The sequence below is a fragment of the Schumannella luteola genome, from assembly GCF_013408685.1.
Taxonomy (GTDB): Bacteria; Actinomycetota; Actinomycetes; order Actinomycetales; family Microbacteriaceae; genus Schumannella; species Schumannella luteola.
On sequence record NZ_JACBZY010000001.1, the window covers coordinates 3,480,278 to 3,503,219 of the forward strand.

At 71.7% G+C, this 22,942-nt stretch carries 20 protein-coding genes; 11 read left to right on the top strand and 9 right to left on the bottom strand.

What is annotated here, in order from left to right; all coding sequences use genetic code 11:
- Window positions 1-41: 41 nt before the first annotated feature.
- The 7 genes from BJ979_RS15980 to BJ979_RS16010 all read right to left on the bottom strand — a co-directional run bounded on the left by BJ979_RS15980 (window position 42) and on the right by BJ979_RS16010 (window position 10,930).
- Complete coding sequence (locus tag BJ979_RS15980; protein WP_179569441.1) at window positions 42-974, bottom strand: ROK family protein; 933 nt, start codon at window positions 972-974, stop codon at window positions 42-44.
- Entirely contained in the window at window positions 971-2,479 is a 1,509-nt protein-coding gene (locus tag BJ979_RS15985) for a glycoside hydrolase family 3 N-terminal domain-containing protein (RefSeq protein ID WP_179569443.1), read from the bottom strand. Before BJ979_RS15985 ends, BJ979_RS15980 begins: the two co-directional genes overlap by 4 nt.
- Window positions 2,476-3,408 carry a carbohydrate ABC transporter permease gene (locus BJ979_RS15990; protein ID WP_179569445.1) on the bottom strand — a complete coding sequence of 311 codons (933 nt, stop codon included), beginning with the start codon at window positions 3,406-3,408 and terminating at the stop codon, window positions 2,476-2,478. The genes BJ979_RS15985 and BJ979_RS15990 overlap by 4 nt, the downstream gene beginning before the upstream one ends.
- On the bottom strand, window positions 3,405-4,457 hold the full coding sequence (locus BJ979_RS15995; protein ID WP_179569447.1) for a carbohydrate ABC transporter permease: 1,053 nt from the start codon (window positions 4,455-4,457) through the stop codon (window positions 3,405-3,407). Before BJ979_RS15995 ends, BJ979_RS15990 begins: the two co-directional genes overlap by 4 nt.
- Before the next feature lie 104 nt (window positions 4,458-4,561).
- A complete protein-coding gene (locus BJ979_RS16000; RefSeq protein ID WP_179569449.1) occupies window positions 4,562-5,830 on the bottom strand; it encodes an extracellular solute-binding protein in 1,269 nt (422 codons plus the stop codon).
- 194 nt (window positions 5,831-6,024) lie between these two features.
- Complete coding sequence (locus BJ979_RS16005; RefSeq protein ID WP_179569451.1) at window positions 6,025-7,179, bottom strand: ROK family transcriptional regulator; 1,155 nt, start codon at window positions 7,177-7,179, stop codon at window positions 6,025-6,027.
- A 166-nt stretch (window positions 7,180-7,345) separates the two neighbouring features.
- Window positions 7,346-10,930, bottom strand: coding sequence for a S8 family serine peptidase (locus BJ979_RS16010; protein WP_179569453.1), 3,585 nt, complete (start codon window positions 10,928-10,930; stop codon window positions 7,346-7,348).
- Window positions 10,931-11,252: 322 nt separating this feature from the next.
- Here BJ979_RS16010 and BJ979_RS16015 point away from each other — a divergent pair, with 322 nt between their 5' ends.
- From BJ979_RS16015 to BJ979_RS16045, 7 genes are all read left to right on the top strand, one after another.
- Entirely contained in the window at window positions 11,253-11,714 is a 462-nt protein-coding gene (locus BJ979_RS16015; protein WP_179569455.1) for an FMN-binding protein, read from the top strand.
- A 3-nt stretch (window positions 11,715-11,717) separates the two neighbouring features.
- Window positions 11,718-12,629: an FAD:protein FMN transferase gene (locus BJ979_RS16020; RefSeq protein ID WP_179569456.1), complete on the top strand. Its 912-nt coding sequence runs from the start codon at window positions 11,718-11,720 to the stop codon at window positions 12,627-12,629.
- Entirely contained in the window at window positions 12,626-14,215 is a 1,590-nt protein-coding gene (locus BJ979_RS16025; RefSeq protein WP_179569457.1) for an RnfABCDGE type electron transport complex subunit D, read from the top strand. Before BJ979_RS16020 ends, BJ979_RS16025 begins: the two co-directional genes overlap by 4 nt.
- A 31-nt stretch (window positions 14,216-14,246) precedes the next feature.
- Window positions 14,247-14,897 (top strand): CatA-like O-acetyltransferase, encoded by a 651-nt coding sequence (locus tag BJ979_RS16030; RefSeq protein WP_218853512.1) that lies wholly within the window; start codon window positions 14,247-14,249, stop codon window positions 14,895-14,897.
- Between the two features lie 126 nt (window positions 14,898-15,023).
- Entirely contained in the window at window positions 15,024-15,491 is a 468-nt protein-coding gene (locus BJ979_RS16035; RefSeq protein WP_179569459.1) for an Hsp20/alpha crystallin family protein, read from the top strand.
- Between the two features lie 180 nt (window positions 15,492-15,671).
- Window positions 15,672-16,121, top strand: a complete 450-nt coding sequence (locus BJ979_RS16040; protein ID WP_179569460.1) for a hypothetical protein — start codon at window positions 15,672-15,674, stop codon at window positions 16,119-16,121.
- A gap of 115 nt (window positions 16,122-16,236) precedes the next feature.
- Entirely contained in the window at window positions 16,237-16,659 is a 423-nt protein-coding gene (locus BJ979_RS16045; protein WP_179569462.1) for a hypothetical protein, read from the top strand.
- A 94-nt stretch (window positions 16,660-16,753) separates the two neighbouring features.
- Here the strand turns inward: BJ979_RS16045 and BJ979_RS16050 are convergent, their stop codons facing one another.
- Window positions 16,754-17,971: an NADP-dependent isocitrate dehydrogenase gene (locus tag BJ979_RS16050; protein ID WP_179569464.1), complete on the bottom strand. Its 1,218-nt coding sequence runs from the start codon at window positions 17,969-17,971 to the stop codon at window positions 16,754-16,756.
- A 245-nt stretch (window positions 17,972-18,216) separates the two neighbouring features.
- On the opposite strand from BJ979_RS16050, the gene BJ979_RS16055 reads away from it, so the two are divergent.
- The 4 genes from BJ979_RS16055 to BJ979_RS16070 all read left to right on the top strand — a co-directional run bounded on the left by BJ979_RS16055 (window position 18,217) and on the right by BJ979_RS16070 (window position 21,323).
- Window positions 18,217-18,669 carry a GNAT family N-acetyltransferase gene (locus tag BJ979_RS16055; protein WP_179569466.1) on the top strand — a complete coding sequence of 151 codons (453 nt, stop codon included), beginning with the start codon at window positions 18,217-18,219 and terminating at the stop codon, window positions 18,667-18,669.
- Between the two features lie 120 nt (window positions 18,670-18,789).
- Window positions 18,790-19,101 carry an MGMT family protein gene (locus tag BJ979_RS16060; protein ID WP_179569468.1) on the top strand — a complete coding sequence of 104 codons (312 nt, stop codon included), beginning with the start codon at window positions 18,790-18,792 and terminating at the stop codon, window positions 19,099-19,101.
- An 84-nt stretch (window positions 19,102-19,185) separates the two neighbouring features.
- Window positions 19,186-19,629, top strand: a complete 444-nt coding sequence (locus BJ979_RS16065; RefSeq protein ID WP_179569470.1) for a MarR family winged helix-turn-helix transcriptional regulator — start codon at window positions 19,186-19,188, stop codon at window positions 19,627-19,629.
- 215 nt (window positions 19,630-19,844) lie between these two features.
- Window positions 19,845-21,323: an MATE family efflux transporter gene (locus tag BJ979_RS16070; RefSeq protein ID WP_179569472.1), complete on the top strand. Its 1,479-nt coding sequence runs from the start codon at window positions 19,845-19,847 to the stop codon at window positions 21,321-21,323.
- A gap of 112 nt (window positions 21,324-21,435) precedes the next feature.
- On the opposite strand, the gene BJ979_RS16075 is transcribed toward BJ979_RS16070, so the two are convergent.
- Entirely contained in the window at window positions 21,436-22,914 is a 1,479-nt protein-coding gene (locus tag BJ979_RS16075; RefSeq protein ID WP_179570463.1) for an NAD-dependent succinate-semialdehyde dehydrogenase, read from the bottom strand.
- Window positions 22,915-22,942 lie beyond the last annotated feature (28 nt).

Genomic DNA, 22,942 nt, shown 5'->3' on the forward strand with positions numbered 1-22,942 from the left:
CAGGCGGCGCGGGTCTCAGGCGGGGTGTCGGTCGGCGGGTCTCAGGCGGGATGCGCGGCGCCCGCGGCCCCGAGGGGCTCGACGCCGATCAGCGCGGCGCCGACGGCCGCGGCCGGGAATCCCCGGGGCAGCAGGTCGACGCGGGTCGGGAGGTCCTGCATGCGCAGGAACGGCGAGGCCTCGCTCCAGGCTTCGAGCACGCCGCGCACGGCCGCGAGCAGCTCGTCGCCGAGCGAGCTGAGTCCGCCGCCGATCACGACGCGGTCGACGTCGACCGTCAGCACGAGGATGCGCACGGCCGCGGCCACGTTCGACACGAGCCGCTCCCGCACCGCGAGCGCGCGCTCATCCCCCGCCTCCGCGGCGGCGAACAGGGCCCGCACCGGCTTGGGGTCATCGCTCGGCCAGAGCCGCGCGACGGCCGAGCCGGAGGCGCTGAGCTCGAGGCAGCCGCGCTGACCGCAGGGGCATTCCGGACCGTCGGGGTCGACGGGGATGTGGCCGATCTCGCCCGCGACGCCGCGCGATCCGCGCCAGAGCCGGCCGTCGAGCACGAGTCCGGCGGCGAGTCCGGTGCCGAGGTTGAGGTAGGCCATCGAATGACTGGGGCCGTGCTCGAGCAGCGAGTAGACGCCGAGCGCGGCCGCGTTGACGTCGTTCGCGACGCGCACCGGGCGTCCCAGCGCGGCGCCGAGCCGCGCGCCGAGGTCGAGCCCCTCGAGGCCGAGGTTGACCGCGTGCCTCACGCGACCGAGGTCGTCGACGGCACCCGGGATGCCGACCCCGACCGAGCGGGCGGCGGCGACCCCGGCGGGCTCCGCTTCGGCGAGCTCGGCCACGACGGCCGCGGCGGTGGCGATGACCTCGTCGGCGCCGAAGCCGGTCGCACGGCGGCTCTCGGCGATCACGGCGCCGTTGTCGCCGACCAGCACCGCGTGGGTCTTGGTGCCGCCGATGTCGATGCCGATCCTCACGGCCGCTCCAGCCAGTCGACCAGCGCGGCGCCGACGATGCGCGACGCCCCGAAGGTGGCGACGTCGGCGTAGGCGCGGTCGGGCGCGGGCCAGCCCATGTCGATCGCGATCGTGCCGGGCCGGATGGCGCGGGCCTCGTCGATGAGCTCGCGCACCCAGGCGTGGCGGTGATTGTCCTTGCCGATCAGCACGAGCGGTGCGAGCGCCCCGTCTGCCGTCGCGGGCAGCGCCGCGAGCACGGCCGCGGCATCCGCCTCGCGCACCTCGACCACCTCAGCGCCGGCCGCGGCGACCCCCCACGGGGAGTGGCCGACGGCGATGTTGGCGGTGGTCTCGATGGTGACCAGAGTGGCACCGGCGGCGGGCGCCGCGCCAGGCTTCACCTCGAAGGCGGTGCGGATGCGCTCGGCCGGCACGGGCGGCGGGCCGGCGCTCCAGCCGTCGCCGTCGACAGCATCCGCGTCGCGATCCGATTCGGACGACACCGGCAGCTCGGCGCCGCCCGGTACCGTCGCCGCCAGCTGCTCGCCGAGCGCCGCGACGCGTGCGGCGGCATCCTCGATCCGCGACGCCGGCAGCTCGTCACGCGCGACGGCGGCGCGCACGGCCGCCTCGATCAGGGCGAGCTGCTCGTCGGTGTTGCGCGTGCCGATGCAGAGCAGGTCGCAGCCGGCCTCGAGCGCGAGCGCGGCGGCGCGCGGGATGCCCACCTCGCCGCTCGCCCCGGCCATGTCGAGCGCGTCGGACACGACGACCCCCGCGAAGCCCAGGCTGCTTCGCAGGAGGTCGTCGAGCACGGCCCGCGAGAACGTCGCGGGGGTCTTCGGCCCGTCGAGGGCGGGCACGACGATGTGCGAGCTCATGATCGTGCGCGCCCCGGCCGCGATGGACGCGGCGAAGGGCGGCAGCTCGCGCTCGTCGAGCTCCTCGCGCGAGGCGTCGACGACGGGCAGCGCCAGGTGCGAGTCCTGCGCGGTGTCGCCGTGGCCCGGGAAGTGCTTGGCGCTCACGGCCACGCCCGCTGCCTCGTGCGCGGCGATCCACGCGGCGCTGTGCCGGGCGACGAGCCGGGCGTCCGCGCCGAAGCTGCGCACGCCGATGACGGGGTTGTCGGGGTTGGAGTTGACGTCGACGTCGGGCGCGAAGTTGAGGTTCACGCCCGCCGCCGCGAGCTCGCCGGCGACGGCCGCGCCGACGGCGCCGGTCAGCGCGACGTCGTCGAGCCGGCCGAGCACGGCGTTGCCGGGGAACGGCGAGCCGGTCGCCGCGTGCAGGCGGGTGACGTCGCCGCCCTCCTCGTCGATCGCGATGATCGCGCGCGGGTTGGCGGCGCGGATCGCGTCGGTGAGCGCGCGGGTCTGCTCGGGATCGACGATGTTCTCGCCGAACAGGCACACGCCCGCGAGCCCCTCGCGCAGACGCGTCTCGAGCCACGACGGCAGGGTCGTGCCGACGAAGCCGGGCAGCAGCGTGCCGAAGACGGCCGCGGGCGCGACGTCGCTCATCCCTTCACCGCCCCGGCGACGAGGCCGCTGGTCATGCGGCCCTGCACGAGCATGAAGAACACCACGACGGGGATGGCGACGAGCGTCGAGCCCGCCATGATCGCCGCCCAGTTGGTGGTCGTGTTCGCCTGCACGAAGGTGCGCAGCCACACCGGCAGGGTGTGCGCCGAGTCATCGGACATCACGACGAGCGCGAAGACGAACTCGTTCCAGGCCTGGATGAAGCCGAAGACGCCCGTCGCGATCAGGCCCGGCGCGAGCAGCGGGAAGGTGACCCGCCAGAACGCGCCGGCGCGCGAGCAGCCGTCGATCATCGCCGCCTCCTCGAGCTCGGCGGGCACGCCGTTGACGAAGCCGCGCAGGGTCCAGATCGTGAACGGCAGCACCGTCGCGACGTAGACCAGGCTCAGGCCGATGATCGAGTTGAGCAGGTTCCAGCCCTCGAGCAGGCGGTAGGTGGAGATGATCATCGCCTCGCCCGGGATCATCTGCACGACGAGGATCGCGATGATGAACGCCCGGCGGCCCTTGAAGCGGAAGCGGGTCACGGCGAGCGCCGCGAGGAAGGCGAAGACGAGCGCGACGCCGACCGTGATGAGGGTCGAGCCGAGCGAATTCAGCAGCGCCGGCAGGAACGGCGTGCGGGTGTCGCCGAAGAGCACGAGCGCGTAGTTGCGCAGCGTGAACTCGTCGGGGAAGAAGTGCGGCTCGGCCCCGCGCACCAGGTTGTTGGGCAGGAACGACGAGTTCACCATCCAGTACACCGGGAAGACCGACAGCAGGAAGATGATCACCGCGATCGCGCTGAACACGATCGACGAGGGGCGGATGCGGCGGCGCCGCACGACCCCGCGCCGGGCCGCCGTGATGGTGCGGCCGGAGGCGGGCGACGCGGATGCGGTGCGCCCCGGGGTGACGACGGCGGTCATGCCTCGTCCTCCTTCAGGCTCTGGCGGATGTACACGAACGAGACCGCCATGAGGATGAGCACGAGGATCACGGCGATCGCGCCGCCGGTGCCGTACTCGCCGTTCGCGAGCGAGGTCTGGTAGATGTACACCCCGATGGTCGAGGTGTCGGCGATCGAGCCGCCGATGGCCTGGAGGGCCTGGATCTGGGCGAAGACGCGCAGATCCCAGATGGTGCTGAGCACGATCAGCACCAGGAAGATCGAGCGCAGATAGGGCAGCACGATCAGGCGGAAGCGCTGCAGGGCTCCGGCGCCGTCGAGCTGGGAGGCCTCGAGCACCTCTCCGGGCACCTGGGTGAGGCCGGCGTAGACGGTGAAGGCGACGAAGGGGATGGCGCCCCAGACGACGATCACCCCGGCGACGAAGAAGAATCCGACGGGCGAGATGAGCCACGAGTGGCCCATCCAGTTCGTGCCGGTGACCTGGGTGAGCAGGTAGTTGGCGACGCCGTACTGGGTGTCGAACACCCAGCCCCAGACGAAGGTCGCCGAGAGCGGCGGCATCGCCCAGGCGAGCAGCAGGCCGATCGAGAGCAGGGTGCGGAAGCCCTTGTTGAGCCGCTGCATGAGCAGTGCCACGAGGGTGCCGACGACGATGGTGATGACGACGCAGACGATGCAGAACAGCACGCTGCGGCCGAGCACGTTCCAGAACTTCGGGTCGGTCAGCACGTTGACGTAGTTCTGGAAGCCGATGAACGGCGCCGGGGCGCCGAAGACCTGGGCGCGGCCGTACTGCTGGAACGACTGGATGACGAGCTGGATGAGCGGCCAGCCGATCACGACGGCCAGCACGACCGTGCTCGGCACGAGCAGGGCGAGCGGCAGGCCGACGCGGCCCCGGCGACGGGCGCCGGCGGGGGCGATGGCGGGCGGGCGACCGCCGCCGCGGGAGCTGCGGGGGCCGCGCGGGCCGGCGATGGTCGCTCCGGCGGTGCCGGGGGCGAGCTCGGCGGCGGGCTCCAGATCCGGCTGCACCGGAACGGACGCCTTCGAGGCGAGAGACATGGGGAGGGGCTCCGACTACTGTGAGCCGCGTGACCTCACCTTCCTAGGGCGATGGCCGCGCGGGCCGGACGGGCGGCGATGGAACCGCCGCCCATCCGGTTCGATCACTTGTTGAGGATGGCGTCGATCTTCTTGTCGAGATCCGCCGCGAGGCTCTCCACGTCGCCGCCCTGGGCGACGGCGCTGAAGAAGTCCTGCAGCAGGTTGCTCGACTCGACATCCGCCCACTTCGGCGAGGCCGGGGTGAGCTTCGAGTTGGCGGCCGCCTCGGCGATCGCCTTCGCCACGTCGTCGGTGCCGAGGGTCGAGGCGAGCGACTTCTTGGCCGGCACGAGGCCGTTCTTGCCGAGGATGGTCTGGTAGTCGTCGCTGAGCATGATCTTCAGCGCGTCGTACGCCAGGTCCTTGTGGGCCGACTTGTTCGAGACGGCGATGTTCGATCCGCCGGCGAACACGTGGGCGGCTCCGCCGTCCTTGCCCGGCAGCGCGAAGACGCCGAGGTTCGACTCGAGGTCGGGGCAGCCGGGGGTGTCGCTGTCAGCGGGGGCGAGGATGGATCCCTTGACCCAGCTGGGCGCGCTCAGCTGAGCGACCTGGTTGGCGCAGAAGGGCACCTGCGGGTTGGTCTCGTCGCCGTCCTTCGGGGCGGTCGAGGCCTTCTCGTAGACCTGCTGCAGCTGCTCGATGCCCGCGATCGACTCGGGGCTCGAGAAGCTCGAGCTCCACTTGCCGCCCTTCTCGGTCGCGATCTCGCCGCCGTTCTCCCAGATGTAGGGCAGGGCGTTGTACCAGTCCTTGCCGGGGGCGTAGATGCCCGAGACGCCGGCGTTCGCGCTCGCGAGCTTCTCACCGTCGGCGACGTACTCGTCGAGCGTCTTCGGAGCCTCGAGGCCGGCCGCGGCGAACATGTCCTTGCGGTAGAAGACGAGGCGCGCACCCGAGTAGTACGGGGCGGCGTAGAGCTTGCCGTCGGCGCTGCCCGCCTCGACGAAGCCGGGCAGCAGGTCGTCGCCGCCGAGCTCCTTCTTCTTGCTGCTCAGGTCCATGAACGCGCCGACCGTGGTGAAGGCGGGCGACTGGGTGTTGCCGACCTCGACGACGTCGGGGCTGTCGCTGCCCGAGAGGGCGGTGGTGAGCTTGTCGACCAGGCCGGTCCAGCTCTGCTCCTCGATCTTGAGGGTGGAGCCGGGGTGCTGCTTCTCGAAGGTCTTGGTCAGGTACTCACGCGCTTCCTTGGGCGTGTCGGTTCCGTTGAGCCAGACCCGGATCTCGGCTTTGTCGCTGCCGCCGCTGCCTCCGGCAGCGCAGCCGGAGAGCACGAGGCCGGCGGCCGCGACGAGCGCCGTCGCGGCGACGATGCTGAACTTCCGCATCTCGATTTCCTTTCCTAGGGCGATGTGCCGTCACGGATCGGTGGTGCCTGTCCGCGACGGTGCGGGGGTGATGCAGATGGAGCTGTGGTGATGCGAGTGGAGCTGTGTCAGTGCAGGTAGTGCTGTGGTGCGGGTGGTGGTGCAGTGGTGGTGCGGTGCGCATCCCCTCGATCAGGTGGATGCGGCAGGCGGGGTCAGCTGACCCCGAGCCGCCCCGAGAGCACGAGCGCGGCGGATCCCCGCAGCACGATGTCCTCTCCGAGGCTGCTCGACCGCAGGGCGACATGGTCGTGGAACTCGGCCATGGTGCGACTGCGGAGGGTCTCGAGCGTGGCCACGGCGAGCGGCCCGTCGAGAAGGGCGGCGGGACCGTTGAGCACGATCTCCGCGAGGTCGAGGGCGCCGACGACGGGCGCGAGGGCGATGCCGAGGCGGCGGCCGGCTTCGGCGAGCACGGCGTCGCGCGCGCTGTCGTCGGCCGCGGCGGCGAGGCCGGCCTCGAGCCGGGGCACGGCGAGCCAGGTCTCGAGGCAGCCGCGCTTGCCGCAGACGCACGCGTCGCCGCCGTCGGTGCCGACGACGACGTGGCCGATCTCGCCGGCGGCCCAGCGGCTGCCGTGCAGGGCGATGCCGCCGATCACGAGACCGGCGCCGACACCGTGGCCGACCTTGACGAGCATGACGTCGCTCGAGGCGCCGCCGAAGCTGTGCTCGGCGAGCGCCGCGACGTTGGCGTCGTTGGCGACGACGACGGGCAGAGCGGTCTCAGCGGCGAGACGGCTCTGCAGGTCGACGCCCGCCCAGCCGAGGTTCGGGGCGCTCTGCACGCGCCCGGCGGGGTCGACGATGCCGGGGCTGCCGACGCCGATGCCGAGCACGGGCACGGAGGCGAGCCCGACGAGTTCGCGCACGAGCGCGACGGCCTTCTCGAGCGCGTCGTCGCCGGTGGCGGCGTCGAGCGGAACCTCGCGGCGGTGCACGACGTCGCCGTCGATCGTGAGCACCGCGCCGCGGAAGGCGTCGTGCTGGCTGAGGTCGACGCCGATGATCTGGTGTGCGTCGCGGGCGATGTCGAGCAGCGTCGCCGGCTTGCCGGGGCGCGGATCCTCACGCTGACCGAGCTCGACGACGTAGCCGTCGGCGATGAGCTCGGCGACGAGGTCGCTCACGGTGACGCGGGTCAGACCCGTGTCGCGGGCGAGGTCGGCGCGGCTGCGCGCGCCTTCGCGGAAGAGCGTCTGCAGCACGAGCGAGCGGTTGTGGCCGCGGGCGTGCTCGGGCAGCAGCTTGGTGCGGGGACGCAGGGCGCGCCCGAGGGCGGTGACTCCGTTGACGTCCGACGCTGACATGTTTGTTAGTAAAGCGTACGAACAAAGCCCGCGCAACACGGCGCGGGCTTCGTGACCGATCGGTGACCGAGTGCCGAGCATCCGGCGCCTCGCCCGGACGACTGAGGGGATGCGCTGCCGCGAGTCACCCCGCGGCAGCGCATCCCCTCAGCTCATCCCTCCCCGATCAGAACCAGATCAGCAGCGGGGCGACCGGGCTCGTCGACGGCGCGACGCCGTCGGCTCCCGAGTACGTCGCCGTCACCTTGTGCAGGCCCTGGCCCTGCTTCGGCAGCTTCGCCGTGACCGTGCCCTTCGGGCCGACCGCGAGCGGAGCGCCGACATCCTTGCCGTCGACCTTGAGCTGCACCGTGCCGCCCGCGGCGCCGGTCACCTTCACGGTGGCCTTCACCTGGCTCCACGAGAACGCGCTCCAGCTCGACAGCGTGACCTTCGTCGACGAGGCCGCGAGCACCGTCACCGGCGCGCTCGTCGCCGTGCCCGGGGGCAGCCCCTCCTTCGACGCCGTGACGACGACGGCCAGGCTCGCGCCCGCATCCTTCTTCGTCGGCGTGTAGGAGGCGGTCGTCGCGCCCGGGATGTCGGCGCCGTCCTTCTGCCACTGGTAGGCGAAGGTCAGGCCGTCGACGTCCCAGGTGCCGGGCTTCGCGGTCAGCTTCGCGCCGACCGCGGGCGTGCCCTCGATCGTCGGCGGCTCCGTGTTCTGCGGAGCACCCGGCTCGCCGCCGCCGCCCTCGCCGGTCGCCACGTCGACGACCGTGCGCAGGCCGCTGTCGGCGTAGCTGACGATGCCGAGGTAGTGGCTCTCGGCGTCCAGTCCGGCCCAGCTCGCCCGGTACGAGGTCTTCTCGCCCTGCGTGCCCTGCACGACGGCCGGGTCGAGCGTCAGCTCAGCCCCGCCCTGCACGACCGAGGTGACGGTCAGGTCGAACGACGTCGGCGCGCCGGCCGTGTCATAGACGTCGACGATCACCTGGTAGTCACCCGGCGTCGGGTCCTCGAGGTCGACGCGCTCGTCACCGGATGCGGTGGCCGACTGCCAGCCCTCGACCGGCGTCGTGCCGTCGAGGCGGTACACCGTCAGGTCGAGGTCGACCCCGTCATCGAGCGCGTCGAGGTCGAAGCGCGCGAAGCCGGCACCCTCGGGAACCGAGGTCGCGTAGGTGTAGCTGTCGCCCGTCGAGCCGGTTCCCGAGTGCACGGGATCGGCGCCGGTCGGGTCGGGCAGCAGCGCGCCCTTGCTGAGCCCGGTCGTGCCGAGCGGCAGCGGTCCGGTCGCGCCGGGCGTGATCTCGACATCGACCGATCCGGTCGTGCCCGTGCCCGTGACGGTCTCGGGCGCGACGACCGACACCGGCTTCACGGCGATCGGGCTGCGCACCACGGTTTTGTCAGCGGTCCAGCTCAGGTAGCCGTCAGCCCACGCGTCGACCGGAGCGGTCGTGCGCTCGAAGGTGACGGTGAAGCTGGTCGACTCCCCCTCGGCGAGCGTGATGCTCGACGGCTCGACCTTCGCCTTCACACCATCGAGGCCCGCCACCGACGCCGTGTAGGTGCCGGCCGTGCGCGCGGTCACCGTGCGGGTGATCGACTCGGGCGCCGTGAGGGCGCCGATCGCGATGGAGGCCAGGTTGAGCTGGCTCGCGTCGATCGGCTTCACGTCGGGGCCGAGGTCGTAGCCGAGGCCGGCGATGTAGCTGTTCCAGTCGTCGGGGCCGTTGAGGTAGACGAGCCCCGGCGAGAACATCTTCGTCGGGTCGACGTGACCGGCGCCCTGAGCGAAGACGTCCTCGACCGGCTTGCCGGCCTCATCCACCGTGTCGTACGCGGTCGTCATGAGCGCCGACTTGATCTCGGCCGGGGTCGTCAGCGGGTGCGCGCCGAGGTACAGCGCGGCGAGACCGGCGACGTGCGGCGAGGCCATCGAGGTGCCCGAGAGGAACTCCCACGTCGGCTCCGCGCCCGCGGCGTTGGCGCCATCGGCGAGGATCGCCACGCCGGGGGCCGCCACATCGGGCTTGAGGATGTCGCTGCCGTCGGCCAGCACGGGACCACGCGAGGAGAAGCCGGCCACCTGCGGCGTCGGGATCTGCGTCTCGGTCGTGTTGTCGGGCGTCAGCACCGCGGTCTGACCGGGCGTGCGCGCGGCGGTCAGCACCGCGTCGCGGTACTGCGCGTCGAGGTGCACGCTCGGCACGACGTGGTCGTCGGCGTCGATCGAGCCCTCGACGACGTTCACGAGGATCATCCCCACTCCGCCGGCGGCCTTGACGACCTCCGACTTCTGCGCGCGGGCGTTGACACCGCGGTCGCAGACGACGATCTTGCCCGCGGCCTTGGCCGGGTCGAGGTCGCCGATCTGGCAGAGGGTCGGATCGGCCACGCCGGCCGCGCCGATGTCACCCGCGTAGACGACCTCGGCCTCCACCTTCTCGGTGACCGTCACCGAGGCGCCGGCGAAGGCGTTCGGAGTCGGCTGGCCGGGGAAGGTCGCCGTGGCGTAGTAGGTGGGGATCGTCGTCGCCGCGACCGTGGTCTCCCACGGGGCCGCGTTGTCGAGCGTCGAGGCGCCGGGGCCGTCGTTGCCGGCCGAGGCCGCCACGAAGATGCCGGCCGAGGCGGCGCCGAGGAAGGCGACGTCGGTGGGCGAGACCGTGGTGGTGGCCGAGCCGCCGCCGATCGAGTAGTTGATCACGTCGACGCCGTCGCGCGTGGCCTGCTCGATCGCCGCGATGAGGTCGCTCGAGGCGCAGCCGTCGTCGTCCTGGCTCTCGACGTCGGGACCCTGCCAGCACGCCTTGTACATGGCGATCTTCGCCGCCGGGGCGACGCCGCTGATGGTGCCGTAGTCGCGACCCGAGACGCTCGCCTCCACGTCGGCGTTACCGGCCGCGGTCGACGAGGTGTGCGATCCGTGGCCGTCGCCGTCGCGCGGCGAGATGTACTCGCCGGTCGCCGGGGTGCCGGCGCGGGCCTCGGTCCAGCCGTTCACGTAGTAGCGGGCGCCCACGAGCTTCGTGTTGCACTCCTGGCCGGTGAACTGCTGCTCGGCGTCCTTGCCGGGCTGGCAGAGACCGGAGTAGGTGCCGCCGTCGCCCTTCTTGTAGAGGATGCTGCCGCCGGCCGTCCACGGCTCGCTGCCCGGCGTCGCGCCGAGCTTCTTGCCCGCGAACGACGGGTTCTCGGGCGCGATGCCCGAGTCGACGACGCCGACGACGACGCCCTGGCCGGCCTTGCCGACGCCGCCGAGCTTCGACCACACGCCGTCGTCGCCCGAGAGGCCGAGGAAGTCGGTGCTCGGAACGGCGGCCGTGAGGTGGTGCACGTCGTCGAGGTTCAGCGCGGCGACGCGCTTGTCGGCACGCAGTTTGATCGCCTGCTCGGCCGTGAGGTCGGCGGCGAAGGCGTTGAGGGTGAGGCTGTAGCTGTAGTCGACGCTGGCGCCGACATCCTTCGCCACATCCTTCTGCTCGGTCTCGAGGTGCTTGCTGTAGCTCGCGACCGGCGCCTGACCGGCGAGCAGCTGACGCCCCTGCTTGGGCGCGGTGGCGGCGTAGCCGTTGACGCCGCCGGTGTAGCTCGCGGCCGGGTCGCCCTTGAGGGTGACGATGTAGCGGCCGGCCTCGAGGTGGGTCGTGCCGCCGAGGCCGCTCGGCAGTCCCGAGTTCTGCCCGGTGACCGGCGCGGGCGCGGCGGTCGCCGGCGTCGCGGCGAGCAGTCCGCCCGCGACGAGGGCGGCCGTGGCGAACACGGCGGCGGCGGATCTGAGTCCGCGCGGGGATCGACCCGTGGGGTCCGTTGTCGTTCTCACTGATGAGGTCCTTTTCGATCAGGGATGCGGATCACGCGGCAGTCGGGTCTGCGACGATGATTCAACCTAGCTGAGAACCACCCCCGAACGGGGGACAATCTCGAATGAACCTTCCGCGGGGTCGATGCGTTGGAATGGATGTACGCACAGCCCGGTTGCGGCTGTCGCACAGACCGATCCGCTTCGGTTGACCCGCGCGATCACGCGCACAGGACTTCTGCGCCGACGGCGCCAGGACGACCATCCGCCCCCTGGAGGACCCATGACCGCCCTTTCCCGCCCTCTCGTCCTCGGCGTCGCCGGGCTCGGACTCGTCGGCGCTCTCGCCGGCTGCGCCACCACCACGACCGACTCCTCCGGCTCGACCGGCAGCGGCGACAGCGGCTCCGGCTCGTCATCGAGCGACTCGGGCTCGACCTCGAGCAACAGCTACAAGGACGGCTCCTACACCGCGACGGGCAAGTACCAGTCGCCCGGCGGCAACGAGACCATCAAGGTCACGCTGACCCTCGAGAGCAACAAGGTCACCAAGGCCGAGGTCGAGCCGCAGGCCTCGAGCGGCAACGCGAAGCAGTACCAGACGCAGTTCAGCTCGGGCATCGACGGCGAGGTCGTCGGCAAGAGCCTCGACGAGCTCTCGGTCACCCGCGTCTCCGGCTCGTCGCTCACCTCGCGCGGCTTCAACGACGCGGTCGACCAGATCAAGCACCTCGCCGAGCTCTAGGTCGTGCCCGATTCCTCCGCGACCGCGTCGACCCCGCCGGCGCAGTGGCGCTTCGAGGCGATCGGCACCGCGTGGAGCATCGACACCCCGACTCCGCTGAGCCCGGCGCTGCGCCGCGACATCGCCGACCGCATCGACGGCTTCGATCGCGACTGGTCGCGGTTCCGCCCGGATTCGCTCGTGAGCCGCATGGCACGCGAGCCCGGGCGGTACCGCCTGCCGGCCGAGGCCGTCCCGTTGCTCGACTTCTACCGCATCCTGTTCGAGGCCACCGGGGGCAGTGTGTCGCCGCTCGTGGGCCACGCCCTCGAAGACCTCGGCTACGACGCGGGCTATCGGCTCACGCCGGCCGCGCACATCCGCGCGACACCCAGCTGGGATGACGCCCTGGCCTGGGACGGCGAGCACCTGACGCTGCTGCGGCCGGCCCTGCTCGACGTCGGCGCGGCCGGCAAGGGGCTGCTGGTCGACCTGCTGTCGCGGATGCTGCACGACGCGGGCGAGCACGATCACGTCGTCGACGGCAGCGGCGACCTGGTGCGCTCGGCCCCGGCCGGCGCGGCGCCGGAGCGCATCGCCCTCGAGCACCCCGCCGACCCGACGAAGGCGGTCGGCGTGCTCGAGCTCGGCAGCGGCGCGGTCGCGGCGAGCGCCGCCAACCGCCGCGCCTGGGCCGGGGCGCATCACATCATCGACGCGCTCACCGGCGTGCCGACGCAGCACGTCACCGCGACCTGGGCCGTCGTGCCCGCCGCGGCCGACTACGCCGCCATGACGGCCGACGGACTCGCGACGGGACTGTTCTTCGCCCCGCCCGCCGCGTTCGCCGCGGCCGGCCCCTTCGACTGGGCCACAATCACTTCCGGGGGGCGCATCGCGCACTCCCCCGACCTGCCTGGAGAGGTCTTCGCATGATCGAGCGACTGGATGCGGTGTTCGGCCGCATCACGATGTACCGGCTGATCGCCATCAGCCTGACCGCGCTGGCGGTGATCTCGGGCATCCTCGCCGCCACCGGCGCGTACGTGCCGATCGGCGCCGGCCTCTACGAGCCCGCTCTGCGGCCGGTGGCGATGCTCGCGAGTCTCGCCGTGGCCGTCATCTGGGCGTCGATCTCGAACATCGCCTTCGCCGCACTGCGCCGCGCCAAGCCGCACGCCGAGTCGAGCGTCATCACCGGACTGCTCCTGTTCTTCATCCTGCCGCCGACGCTCGACGTCGTCGGGCTGCTCGGCATCGCCCTCGCCGCGGTGCTGGCCTCGGCGAGCAAGTGGCTCATCGCCCCGCACGGCCGCCACCTGTTCAACCCCGCGGCGTTCGGCGCCTTCGTGGTCGGGGTGCTCGGAATCACGACCGGCACCGGCAGCCCCGTGTCGAGCGCCTGGTGGGCAGCGAGCCCGTGGCTGCTGCCCTTCGTCGTCGTCATCGGCCTGGCCGTGGCGATCCGCACGCGCCGCGGGTGGATCATGCTGACCTTCGCCGTCATCGCCGCGATCAGCGTGACCGTGCGCTTCCTCGCCACCGCGGTGCCGTTCGCCGACGCCCTCTCGCTCGCCCTGGTCAGCTCGCCCGTCGTGTTCTTCGCGGTGTACATGATCACCGAGCCGCTGACCCTGCCGCCGCGACGCTGGCAGCAGCTGCTCGTGGCGGCGATCGTCGGCGTGCTGTTCGCGGTGCCGTTCTCGCTGCCGACCGCCACGATCGGCCCCTTCGCCCTCGGCCTCTTCGCGACCCCCGAGCTGTGGCTGCTGATCGGCAACCTCGTCGCCTTCGTGCTCGCCCGCCGCCGCGGCATCCGCCTCGAGCTCAGCGACCGCCGCCAGCTGACGCCGACGAGCTGGGAGTTCCAGTTCACGCCGACCCGGCACATCCCCTTCGCGCCGGGTCAGTTCCTCGAGCTCGACGTGCCGCACGCGAAAGCCGACAGCCGCGGCACGCGCCGCACCTTCAGCATCGCGTCGCCGCCGCACCCGGAGTCGGGCATCCGCCTGGGCCTGCGCGTGCCCGAGTCGAAGCCGTCGAGCTACAAGCGCGCGCTGCTCGCGCTGCCCGTCGGCGCGAAGCTCACGGCGACCTCGGTCGGCGGCGACTTCACCCTGCCGACCGACGACGGCCGCCCGCTGCTGCTGGTCGCCGGGGGCATCGGCATCACCCCGTTCATCGCCCAGCTCGAGCAGCTGCGCCTGGCGGCGGCCGAGCGGGATGTCGTGCTCGTCTACGCGGTGTCGTCGCTCGACGAGATCGCCTACGCGGCCGAGCTCGGCCGCAGCGGCGCCCGGGTTCTGCTGGTGTCGCCGCAGCCGCTGCCGCGCATGCCGAAGGGCTGGGACTGGCTCGGCGACGGACGCCTCGACGGGGCTCGCCTGCTCGAGGCCGTGCCCGACGCGGCGTCACGCGAGACTCTGCTCTCGGGGCCGCCGGCGCTCATCGCCGCGCTCAAGCCGGCGCTGCGGCGCGCGGGCGCCCGCCGCATCCGCACCGACGCCTTCCTCGGGTACTGATCCGCGACGCACCCGGGCGAGGATGGAGCGCATGAGCGAGCTCCGCCCGATCGACGTCAGCACCTGGAACCGCGCTGAGCACTTCGCGCACTTCCTCGACGCCTCGCCCTGCACCTACTCGGTGACGGTCGAACTCGACACGACCGAGCTGGATGCGACGCTGCGTGCCGAGGGACGGCGCCGCTATCCCGCGCAGATCTGGGCGCTGACGACGATCGTGAACCGCATCCCCGAGTTCCGCACGACGGTGCTCGACGACGGGTCGCCCGCGATCTGGGATGCGCTCGAGCCCTCGTTCGCATCCCTCGACGCCGAGCGCGAGACCTTCAGTGCGCTCTGGACGCCCTACGACGCCGACTTCCGGACGTTCCACGATGCCGTGCTCACCACGATCGCCGAGCACGGATCGAGCGGGCGATTCGTCCCGCAGCAGCTGCCGCCGAACGCCTTCGACGTGTCGAGCATCCCCTGGCTGCGGTTCTCGGCCTTCGACCTCGACGTGCAGCACGGCTATCGGCATCTCGCACCGATCTTCACGCTCGGCAAGAGCGTGGAGCGCGCTGGGCGCACGACCGTCCCGCTCGCCCTGCGGGTGCACCACGCTGCGGTCGACGGCCTGCACGTGGCCCGCTTCGTCGACGCCCTGCAGCAGCTCGTCGCGCAGCCCGACTGGGTGCGCTGAGCGCGGGCGATCCGGGCGCGTTCGCCCTGCGAGATCAGAGTCGGAATCCTTAGCACTCGCGTTACCCGAGTGCTAATTTGAACGCAGTTGAGTCACACCGACTCAAGTTCGAGAAGGAGCTCATCCATGTACCTGACCCGCGATCTCGAGCGCGCCACCGCCGCCCGCCGACTGACGAGCGCCCCGGCCCCCCGCGCCCTGCCCGCCGACCTCTACCGCGACGGCGACCACTACGTCCTCGCCCTCGAGATGCCGGGCGTCGACCCGGGCTCGATCGACGTCGGCGTCGACGGCCGCCTGCTCACCGTGAGCGCCCGCCGCACCGCCCGCACGGGCGAGAGCGTCGAGTGGATCGCGCGCGAGCGCGGCACCGGCGAGCTCAGCCGCCGCTTCACGCTCGGCCGCAGCATCGACACCGAGCAGATCTCGGCCGACTACCGCGACGGCGTGCTCAGCGTCGTCATCCCGGTCGCGGAGACCGCCAAGCCGCGCAAGGTCGCCGTCGTCGGCGCGCCGGCCGCGCCCGCCGAGGCCGCGACCGATGTCGCGTCGAGCCATGCCGGCGCCGCTGCCGCGGAGACCGCCGCCGAGTAAGCGGCACCGCTGCCGTACCCGCGCTCCCCCACGCGGCGACGGCGGAGACGGGCCCGGATGCCACGCGCGTCCGGGCCCGTTCGGCATTCCCAGGCAGAGACGCCCCCAGCGGATAGGCTGACGCTCCCCGCCCCGCGGCGGCCCCGCCGCGCATCACGGACCATCCCGAGGAGACCCGCCATGGCCCCGATCCGCCGCACCGCCGCCCGCCGCACCACGACCGCGCTGCTCGCCATCGGCGCGCTCAGCACAGCTCTGCTCGCCGGCTGCAGCGCGATCGACCCGAACGGCAAGCCGCAGGCCTGCCTCTCGCTGAAGGACCCGGCGCAGAAGGCCGTCACCGACGTCAGCGAGGCGCTGCAGGGCATCACGACCGACCCCCAGGCGGCGGCCGACCAGGTGCGCACCACCAAGGACGACCTGCAGAAGGCCGTCGACAAGGTGAAGAACGACGAGGTGAAGGCCTCGTCGCAGAAGGTCGTCGATGCGCTGGGCGACCTCGAGACCGCGATCGACGACCGCGTCGCGAACCCGGCGAACCTCGACACCAGCGCCCTGACCGACGCGGGCACCTCGGTGCAGACCACCGCGAAGGACCTCGTCGACCTCTGCGCCTCGAGCCTCAACTGAAGCCCGGCGACCGGATGGGGATGGGTAGTCCTCCCCCACGCTGCGACCACAGGCCGGTCACACCCGGTGCATAGACTGCAGATTCCTGCTCAGCTACCGCACCAAGGAGTCCCCCGTGGTTTCGTCCCGTCGTCTCACCGTCGCCGCCCTGAGCGTCGCGACCCTCAGCATCGCCCTGCTCGCCGGCTGCGCCGGCGGCCAGAGCAAGGCCGAGGCCTGCGCGTCGCTCAAGAGCGTGACCGAGAAGACCAACAGCGAGCTCTCGAGCGCGTCGAGCGACATCGCCTCCGACCCGTCGAAGGCCGCCGACACGATCGACACTTTCAAGAACGAGTGGCAGAAGGCCACCGACAAGATCCAGAACCCCGACGTGAAGAAGTCGGCGCAGAAGGCCGTCGACTCACTCGACGACTTCTCGAAGGCCCTCGCCGAGCGCACCGACGACCCGACGAGCACCGACACGAGCGGCCTGATGGATGCCGCCACCGGCGCCCAGAAGGCGTTCACCGACCTCGGGACGCTCTGCTCGAAGGCGTGACCGCCGCGGCGGTCGGCGCCTCGCACCGCCCGCCGACGACGCAGAAGGGGCCCGGATGCTCGCGCATCCGGGCCCCTTCGCTGTGCAGCGGAACTCAGCCGAGCTTCGCCTGCAGGTTCTGGTCGAGGGCCTCGAGGAACTCCTCGGTCGTCTGCCAGCCCTGGTCGGGGCCGACGAGCAGCGCGAGGTCCTTCGTCATCTTGCCGCTCTCGACGGTCTCGATGACGACCTGCTCGAGCGCGAGCGAGAAGTCGATCAGCGGCTGGTTGCCGTCGAGCTTGCCGCGGTGCGCGAGGCCGCGCGTCCAGGCGTAGATCGAGGCGATCGGGTTCGTCGAGGTGGGCTTGCCCTGCTGGTGCTGGCGGTAGTGGCGCGTGACGGTGCCGTGCGCGGCCTCCGCCTCGACGACCTTGCCGTCCGGGGTGGAGAGCACCGAGGTCATGAGGCCGAGCGAGCCGAAGCCCTGCGCGACGGTGTCGGACTGCACGTCGCCGTCGTAGTTCTTGCACGCCCAGACGTAGCCGCCCTCCCACTTCATGGCCGAGGCGACCATGTCGTCGATGAGGCGGTGCTCGTAGGTGAGGCCGGCGGCCTCGAAGCGCTCCTTGAACTCGGTGTCGTAGATCTCCTGGAACAGGTCCTTGAAGCGGCCGTCGTAGGCCTTGAGGATCGTGTTCTTGGTGGAGAGGTACACCGGGTAGTTGCGGGCCAGGCCGTAGTTGAGCGAGGCGCGCGCGAAGTCGCGGATCGAGGCGTCCTGGTTGTACTGCACCTGGGCGATGCCGTCATCCGGGGCGTCGTAGACCTCGAACTTCATCGGCTCCGAGCCGTCCTCGGGCGCGAACTCGACCGTGAGCTTGCCCTTGCCCTTGAAGACGAAGTCGGTGGCGCGGTACTGGTCGCCGAAGGCGTGACGGCCGATGATGATCGGCTTGTTCCACCCCGGCACCAGACGCGGGATGTTCGAGATGATGATCGGCTCGCGGAAGATGACGCCGCCGAGGATGTTGCGGATCGTGCCGTTCGGCGACTTCCACATCTTCTTCAGGCCGAACTCCTCGACGCGGGCCTCGTCGGGGGTGATGGTCGCGCACTTGACGCCGACGCCGTGCTTCTGGATCGCGTGCGCCGCGTCGATCGTGACCTGGTCATCGGTCGCGTCGCGGTGCTCGATTCCGAGGTCGTAGTACTCGAGGGTCACGTCGAGGTAGGGGTGGATCAGGCGGTCCTTGATGAACTGCCAGATGATCCGCGTCATCTCGTCGCCGTCGAGCTCGACGACCGTGCCCTCGACCTTGATCTTCTCCGCCACTGATGTGTCCTTTGCTTCGCGTAACAGGCCGTAGCAGAGCCTACCGCCCCGGGGAGATATCTCGACATCGAGAGATCTGGCGGCCCTCCGGGCGCGGCGCCCCCGGCGCCGGGGATCGGCGGCGGAGACGGAGGCGAGCCGGTCCCCCGAAGGGCGGACACCGCATCCCCGGCATCGTCGATGAACGCGCCGATCTCCTCCTGAGGGCTTACGCGGGGGTGGACGAAGCGGGTTAGTCTCGTGTCATGGCTGACCTGAGACTCGAGGAGCTGTCGGCTCAGACGATCGCCGCGGCGAACAGTCTGACGCTCAAGCCGGGCCAGGAGGCCTTCCTCGCCCCCGAGACCTACACCCACAACGAAGACAAGATCGACCCCACCACCACGTGGGCGCGGGTCGTGCTCGACGGCGACGAGGTCGTCGGCTATCTCGTCGGCAATTTCGACGAGGAGGCGAGCGACGACTTCCGCCGCGCCGCCCTCTGGCGCATCAACGTCGCCGCCGACGCCCAGGGCAGCGGCGTCGGCAAGTTCGCGGTGCACGCCCTCGCCGATGAGGCCCGCAAGCGCGGATTCACCCGCGTCACCGTCGTCTGGGAGTCGGGCGAGGAGGGACCGGAGCGGTTCTTCCAGGCCGTCGGATTCCACGTGATCGGCGAGACGCCCTACGGCGAGAACCTCGGCGCGCTCGACCTCTGATCGAGCAGCCGCCTGATCTTCGACGAAGCGCCGCCGCCGATCGGCGGGGGCGCTTCTCCGTCGGGGCAGGAGCAGGCGGCGACCCGGCCAGGCCGCCGCCGTCGGTGACAGACTGACCGGATGCCGCCCTCCGACGACTTCGTGAGCCGCGTGCTCGAGGTGGTCGCCGACATCCCCGAGGGCCGCGCGATGGCCTACGGCGACGTCGCGGCCGCGCTCGGCTCGCGGGCGGCTCGCGGTGTCGGCCAGGTCATGGCCTACTACGGGTCGGAAGTTCCCTGGTGGCGCGTCGTGCGCGCGAGCGGTCATCCCGCCCAGGACCACGAGCACATCGCGCTCGAGCACTACCGCGCCGAGGGCACGCCGCTGCTCTGGTCGCGCGACAGCACGGTGTTCCGCGTCGACCTCTCCCGCGCGCGCCACCTGCCCTGACCCACGTCATGAGCTGGATCGCCGTGCGAAGCGGATTCAGTTCGAGGTTTGACAGTTAGAGATCTAACAGTTAGAGTCCTGAACATGGACGCACCGGAGAACGCCTTCGACAGCAGCCTCGGCTTGCTGCGATGGATCGGCTGGGCCCAGCGCAAGGCCGCTGAGGACTGGGTTCGCGAACGCGAGCTCAGCTTCGAGCAGGGCTTCGTGCTCGGGTACCTCGTCGACTCCCCCGGCGCGATCCAGCGCGACATCGCGCGGATGACCCGAACGAGCGCCGCGAGCGTGTCGAGCCTGCTGCAGGGACTCGAGCGCCGCGGACTCGTCGAGCGCCGCACGGAGGAGGGCGACGAACGCAGCAAGCGCGTCTACGCGACGCCGACCGGTTCCGAGCTCATCGCCGGATTCGAGACCGCCATGGCCTCGGCCGACGAGGTCATCCTCGCCCCGCTCAGCGACGACGAGCGCTCCACGCTCGACGCCCTGCTGAGGAAGATCACCGCCGCGCTGCCCAAGCCCAGCCGCTAGCAGCCCGCCACCGCCGAAGACCGCACCACCCTCGCCGCCGCCCTGGGCGGCCCCCTCGACGACCGGGATCTCCGGCGCGGATCCGTCCCGCGCATCCCGACGACTCATCCCGCCACGCCGGCTGCCGCCGGCGCGCGCTCGACCCTGCCCGACCGGCCCCGCCGACCGAGCGCTGGCCGGCATGCCCCTTCGGCGTGCCCGGAAGGAGAATCACTATGAGCACCTCAGAACCCGCCGCCACCGCGGCACCCGCCACCACGGCATCCGCGACCCCCTCATCCGCCGGCGCCGTCGGCTCGAACCGCTGGTACCTGTCGGCCGCGCCGATCGTGCGCGCCCTCATCCACCTCTGCGCCCCGATGGCCGCCGGCATGATCGTCGGCGCCGTCTACAACGTCATCAACGCCGGCTTCATCGGCTCGCTGCACGACACCGCCCTGCTCGCCGCGATCACCTTCGGCACCCCGCTGCTCGGCCTGGTCATGGCGGTCGGCGGCGTCTTCGGCGTCGGCGGCGGCGCGCTCATCTCGCGCCTGCTCGGCGCGGCCGAGAAGAACCCGGCCGAGGCGGGCGAGATCAAGCACGCCTCCTCCGTCGCGGTCTGGGGTTCGGTGATCGCCGGCGCCGTCTTCGGCGTCGCGGGCCTGCTGCTGCTGAACCCGCTCGTCGGCCTGCTCGGGGCGGATGCGGCGGCTCACGCCGCCACGGCCTCGTACGTCGCGGTCATGCTCGCCTTCGTGCCGGTGCTGGCGCTCACCTTCTGCCTCGAGCAGCTGGTGCGCGCCGAGGGCGCGGCACGGCAGTCGATGATCGGCCTGATCCTCTCGACCGTGGGCAACCTCGTCTTCGACGTGCTGTTCATCCTCGTGCTGCACTGGGGCGTCGCCGGCGCGGCGCTCGCGCTGGGCCTGTCGAACGTGATCGCGGTGATCTACTACGGCACCTGGCTGCAGCGGAACAGCGAGTTCGTCAGCCTCTCGCCGCGCTGGTTCACGCTGCGCGGCAGCATCCTGGGGCCGATCTTCGGCGTCGGGGTGAGCGAGCTGCTGCAGTCGTCGTTCCTCATCGTCACCTCGCTCGTGCTCAACAACCTCGCGGTCGCCTACGGCGACGGGCCTCTCGCCGCCATGGGCGTCGCGGTGCGCATCGCCCAGCTGCCGGAGTTCCTGGTGATGGGCATCACGATCGGCGTGCTGCCGCTGCTCGCCTACGCCTACGGCAAGGGCGACCGCGAGCGGCTCAACTCGGCACTGAAGGCGGCGGCTGTCGCGGTCGGCGTGATCGTGCTGGTGTTCTCGACGGTCGTGTTCGTGTTCCGCGAGCCGGTGTTCGAGCTGTTCTCCGACGACCACGCCGTGCTCGGCATCGGGCTCACGATCCTGACGGCGCAGCTCGTCGCGGCGATCGTGAACGGCTTCACGGGACTCATGACCTCGCTGTTCCAGGCGACCGGGCGCTCGGTGCCCGCGATCATCATCTCGATGGCGCAGGGCGTGCTGTTCATCCCGATCGTGCTGCTCGGCGACCTGTGGTTCGGTCTCGCCGGCATCGTCTGGTCGCTGACCGTGAGCGAGATCCTCGTCTTCCTGATCGGCGGCGGGATGTGGCTGGCCTCGCGCCGCGCCATCGACCGCGGGCTCGCCGAGGGCAGCCCCGAGCGCGCCGAGGAGGCGCTCGCCATGGCCGAGGGCTGAGCAGGGAGGGCTGAGCGGGGAGGGCTGAGCGGGGCTGAGCCCTTCCCGAACGGACGAGAGCGCCGATCCCACCACCGGGGTCGGCGCTCTCGTGTTCTCTTCTCGGCTCGGCTCAGGCGTAGGGATCGGCGATGCCGATGTACCGCGTCTCGAGGTACTCGTCGATGCCCTCGAAGCCGCCCTCGCGGCCGAGCCCCGACTGCTTGACGCCGCCGAAGGGCGCCGCCGGGTTCGACACGATGCCCGTGTTGAGTCCGAACATGCCGACCTCGAGCTCTTCGGCCAGACGCAGCCCGCGGTTGAGGTCGCGGGTGAAGGCGTAGGCCACGAGGCCGAATTCGGTGTCGTTCGCGAGCGCGATCGCCTCCGCCTCGTCCGCGAAGGTCTGCACCGGCGCGACCGGTCCGAAGATCTCCTCGCGCAGGATGCGGGCGCCGGCCGGCACGCCGGTCAGCACGGTCGGCTCGTAGTAGAAGCCGGCCCCGTCGCGGGCGCGACCTCCGATGGCGACCGCTGCGCCCTCGGCCTCGGCCTCGGCGACGAGCTCGGCGACCTTGTCGCGGGTCGCGGCGTCGACGAGCGGCCCGATCCGCGTTCCCGGCTCGGTGCCGCGGGCGAGGGTGAACTCGCGCATCCGCTCGACCAGTCGCGCGGTGAACTCCGGTGCGACCGACTCGTGCACGAGGATGCGGTTCGCCGCCGTGCAGGCCTCGCCGTTGTTGCGGAACTTCGCCAGCAGCGCGCCCTCCACGGCCCTGTCGAGGTCGGCATCCTCGAACACGAGCAGCGGCGCGTTGCCGCCGAGCTCCATCGAGACGCGCAGCACCTGATCCGCCGCGGCGGCGATGAGCCGACGGCCGACCTCGGTCGACCCGGTGAAGGAGAGCTTGCGCAGGCGGGAGTCGGCGATGAGCGGCGCGGTGACGGCTCCGGCGGTCGAGGTCGGGACGACGTTGAGCACGCCCGCGGGAAGCCCCGCCTCCTGCAGCACCTGCGCGAAGAGCAGCGCCGTGAGCGGCGTCTGCGCGGCGGGCTTGAGCACCATCGTGCAGCCGGCCGCGATCGCCGGGGCGATCTTGCGGGTCGCCATCGCCAGCGGGAAGTTCCACGGCGTGATGAACAGGCTCGGGCCCACCGGGCGCTTCGTCACCATGAGGCGGCTGCGCCCATCCGGCGCTGTCGCGAAACGGCCCGAGATGCGTGCGGTCTCCTCCGAGAACCAGCGCAGGAACTCGGCGCCGTAAGCGACCTCCCCGCGCGACTCGGCGAGCGGCTTGCCCATCTCGAGCGTCATGAGCAGCGCGAAGTCGTCGGCGCGGGCGGTGACCGCCTCGAAGGCGCGGCGCAGGATCTCGGCGCGCTCGCGCGGCGCCGTGCGACCCCAGTCGCGCTGGGCGGCGTGCGCCGCGGCGAGCGCCGCATCGCCGTCGTCGACGGTCGCGTCGGCGATCGAGAGCAGCACCTGCTCGGTCGAGGGGTCGAGCACCTCGAGCCGGCGACCCGTGCTCGAGTCGCGCCACTCCCCCGCGATCAGCAGACCGGTGGGCACGCGGGCGAGCAGCTCGCGCTCGGCGTCGCTCTGGCCGCCGATGACCGGGCTCGGCGAGGCCGGTCGCGCG

What these genes read in the sequence shown, in the direction of transcription:
- BJ979_RS15985 (WP_179569443.1), bottom strand. Translation starts at nt 2,479, where the DNA reads ATGAGCGACGTCGCGCCCGCGGCCGTCTTCGGCACGCTGCTGCCCGGC.
- BJ979_RS15990 (WP_179569445.1), bottom strand. Translation starts at nt 3,408, where the DNA reads ATGACCGCCGTCGTCACCCCGGGGCGCACCGCATCCGCGTCGCCCGCC.
- BJ979_RS15995 (WP_179569447.1), bottom strand. Translation starts at nt 4,457, where the DNA reads ATGTCTCTCGCCTCGAAGGCGTCCGTTCCGGTGCAGCCGGATCTGGAG.
- BJ979_RS16000 (WP_179569449.1), bottom strand. Translation starts at nt 5,830, where the DNA reads ATGCGGAAGTTCAGCATCGTCGCCGCGACGGCGCTCGTCGCGGCCGCC.
- BJ979_RS16005 (WP_179569451.1), bottom strand. Translation starts at nt 7,179, where the DNA reads ATGTCAGCGTCGGACGTCAACGGAGTCACCGCCCTCGGGCGCGCCCTG.
- BJ979_RS16015 (WP_179569455.1), top strand. Translation starts at nt 11,253, where the DNA reads ATGACCGCCCTTTCCCGCCCTCTCGTCCTCGGCGTCGCCGGGCTCGGA.
- BJ979_RS16025 (WP_179569457.1), top strand. Translation starts at nt 12,626, where the DNA reads ATGATCGAGCGACTGGATGCGGTGTTCGGCCGCATCACGATGTACCGG.
- BJ979_RS16030 (WP_218853512.1), top strand. Translation starts at nt 14,247, where the DNA reads ATGAGCGAGCTCCGCCCGATCGACGTCAGCACCTGGAACCGCGCTGAG.
- BJ979_RS16035 (WP_179569459.1), top strand. Translation starts at nt 15,024, where the DNA reads ATGTACCTGACCCGCGATCTCGAGCGCGCCACCGCCGCCCGCCGACTG.
- BJ979_RS16040 (WP_179569460.1), top strand. Translation starts at nt 15,672, where the DNA reads ATGGCCCCGATCCGCCGCACCGCCGCCCGCCGCACCACGACCGCGCTG.
- BJ979_RS16055 (WP_179569466.1), top strand. Translation starts at nt 18,217, where the DNA reads ATGGCTGACCTGAGACTCGAGGAGCTGTCGGCTCAGACGATCGCCGCG.
- BJ979_RS16060 (WP_179569468.1), top strand. Translation starts at nt 18,790, where the DNA reads ATGCCGCCCTCCGACGACTTCGTGAGCCGCGTGCTCGAGGTGGTCGCC.
- BJ979_RS16065 (WP_179569470.1), top strand. Translation starts at nt 19,186, where the DNA reads ATGGACGCACCGGAGAACGCCTTCGACAGCAGCCTCGGCTTGCTGCGA.
- BJ979_RS16070 (WP_179569472.1), top strand. Translation starts at nt 19,845, where the DNA reads ATGAGCACCTCAGAACCCGCCGCCACCGCGGCACCCGCCACCACGGCA.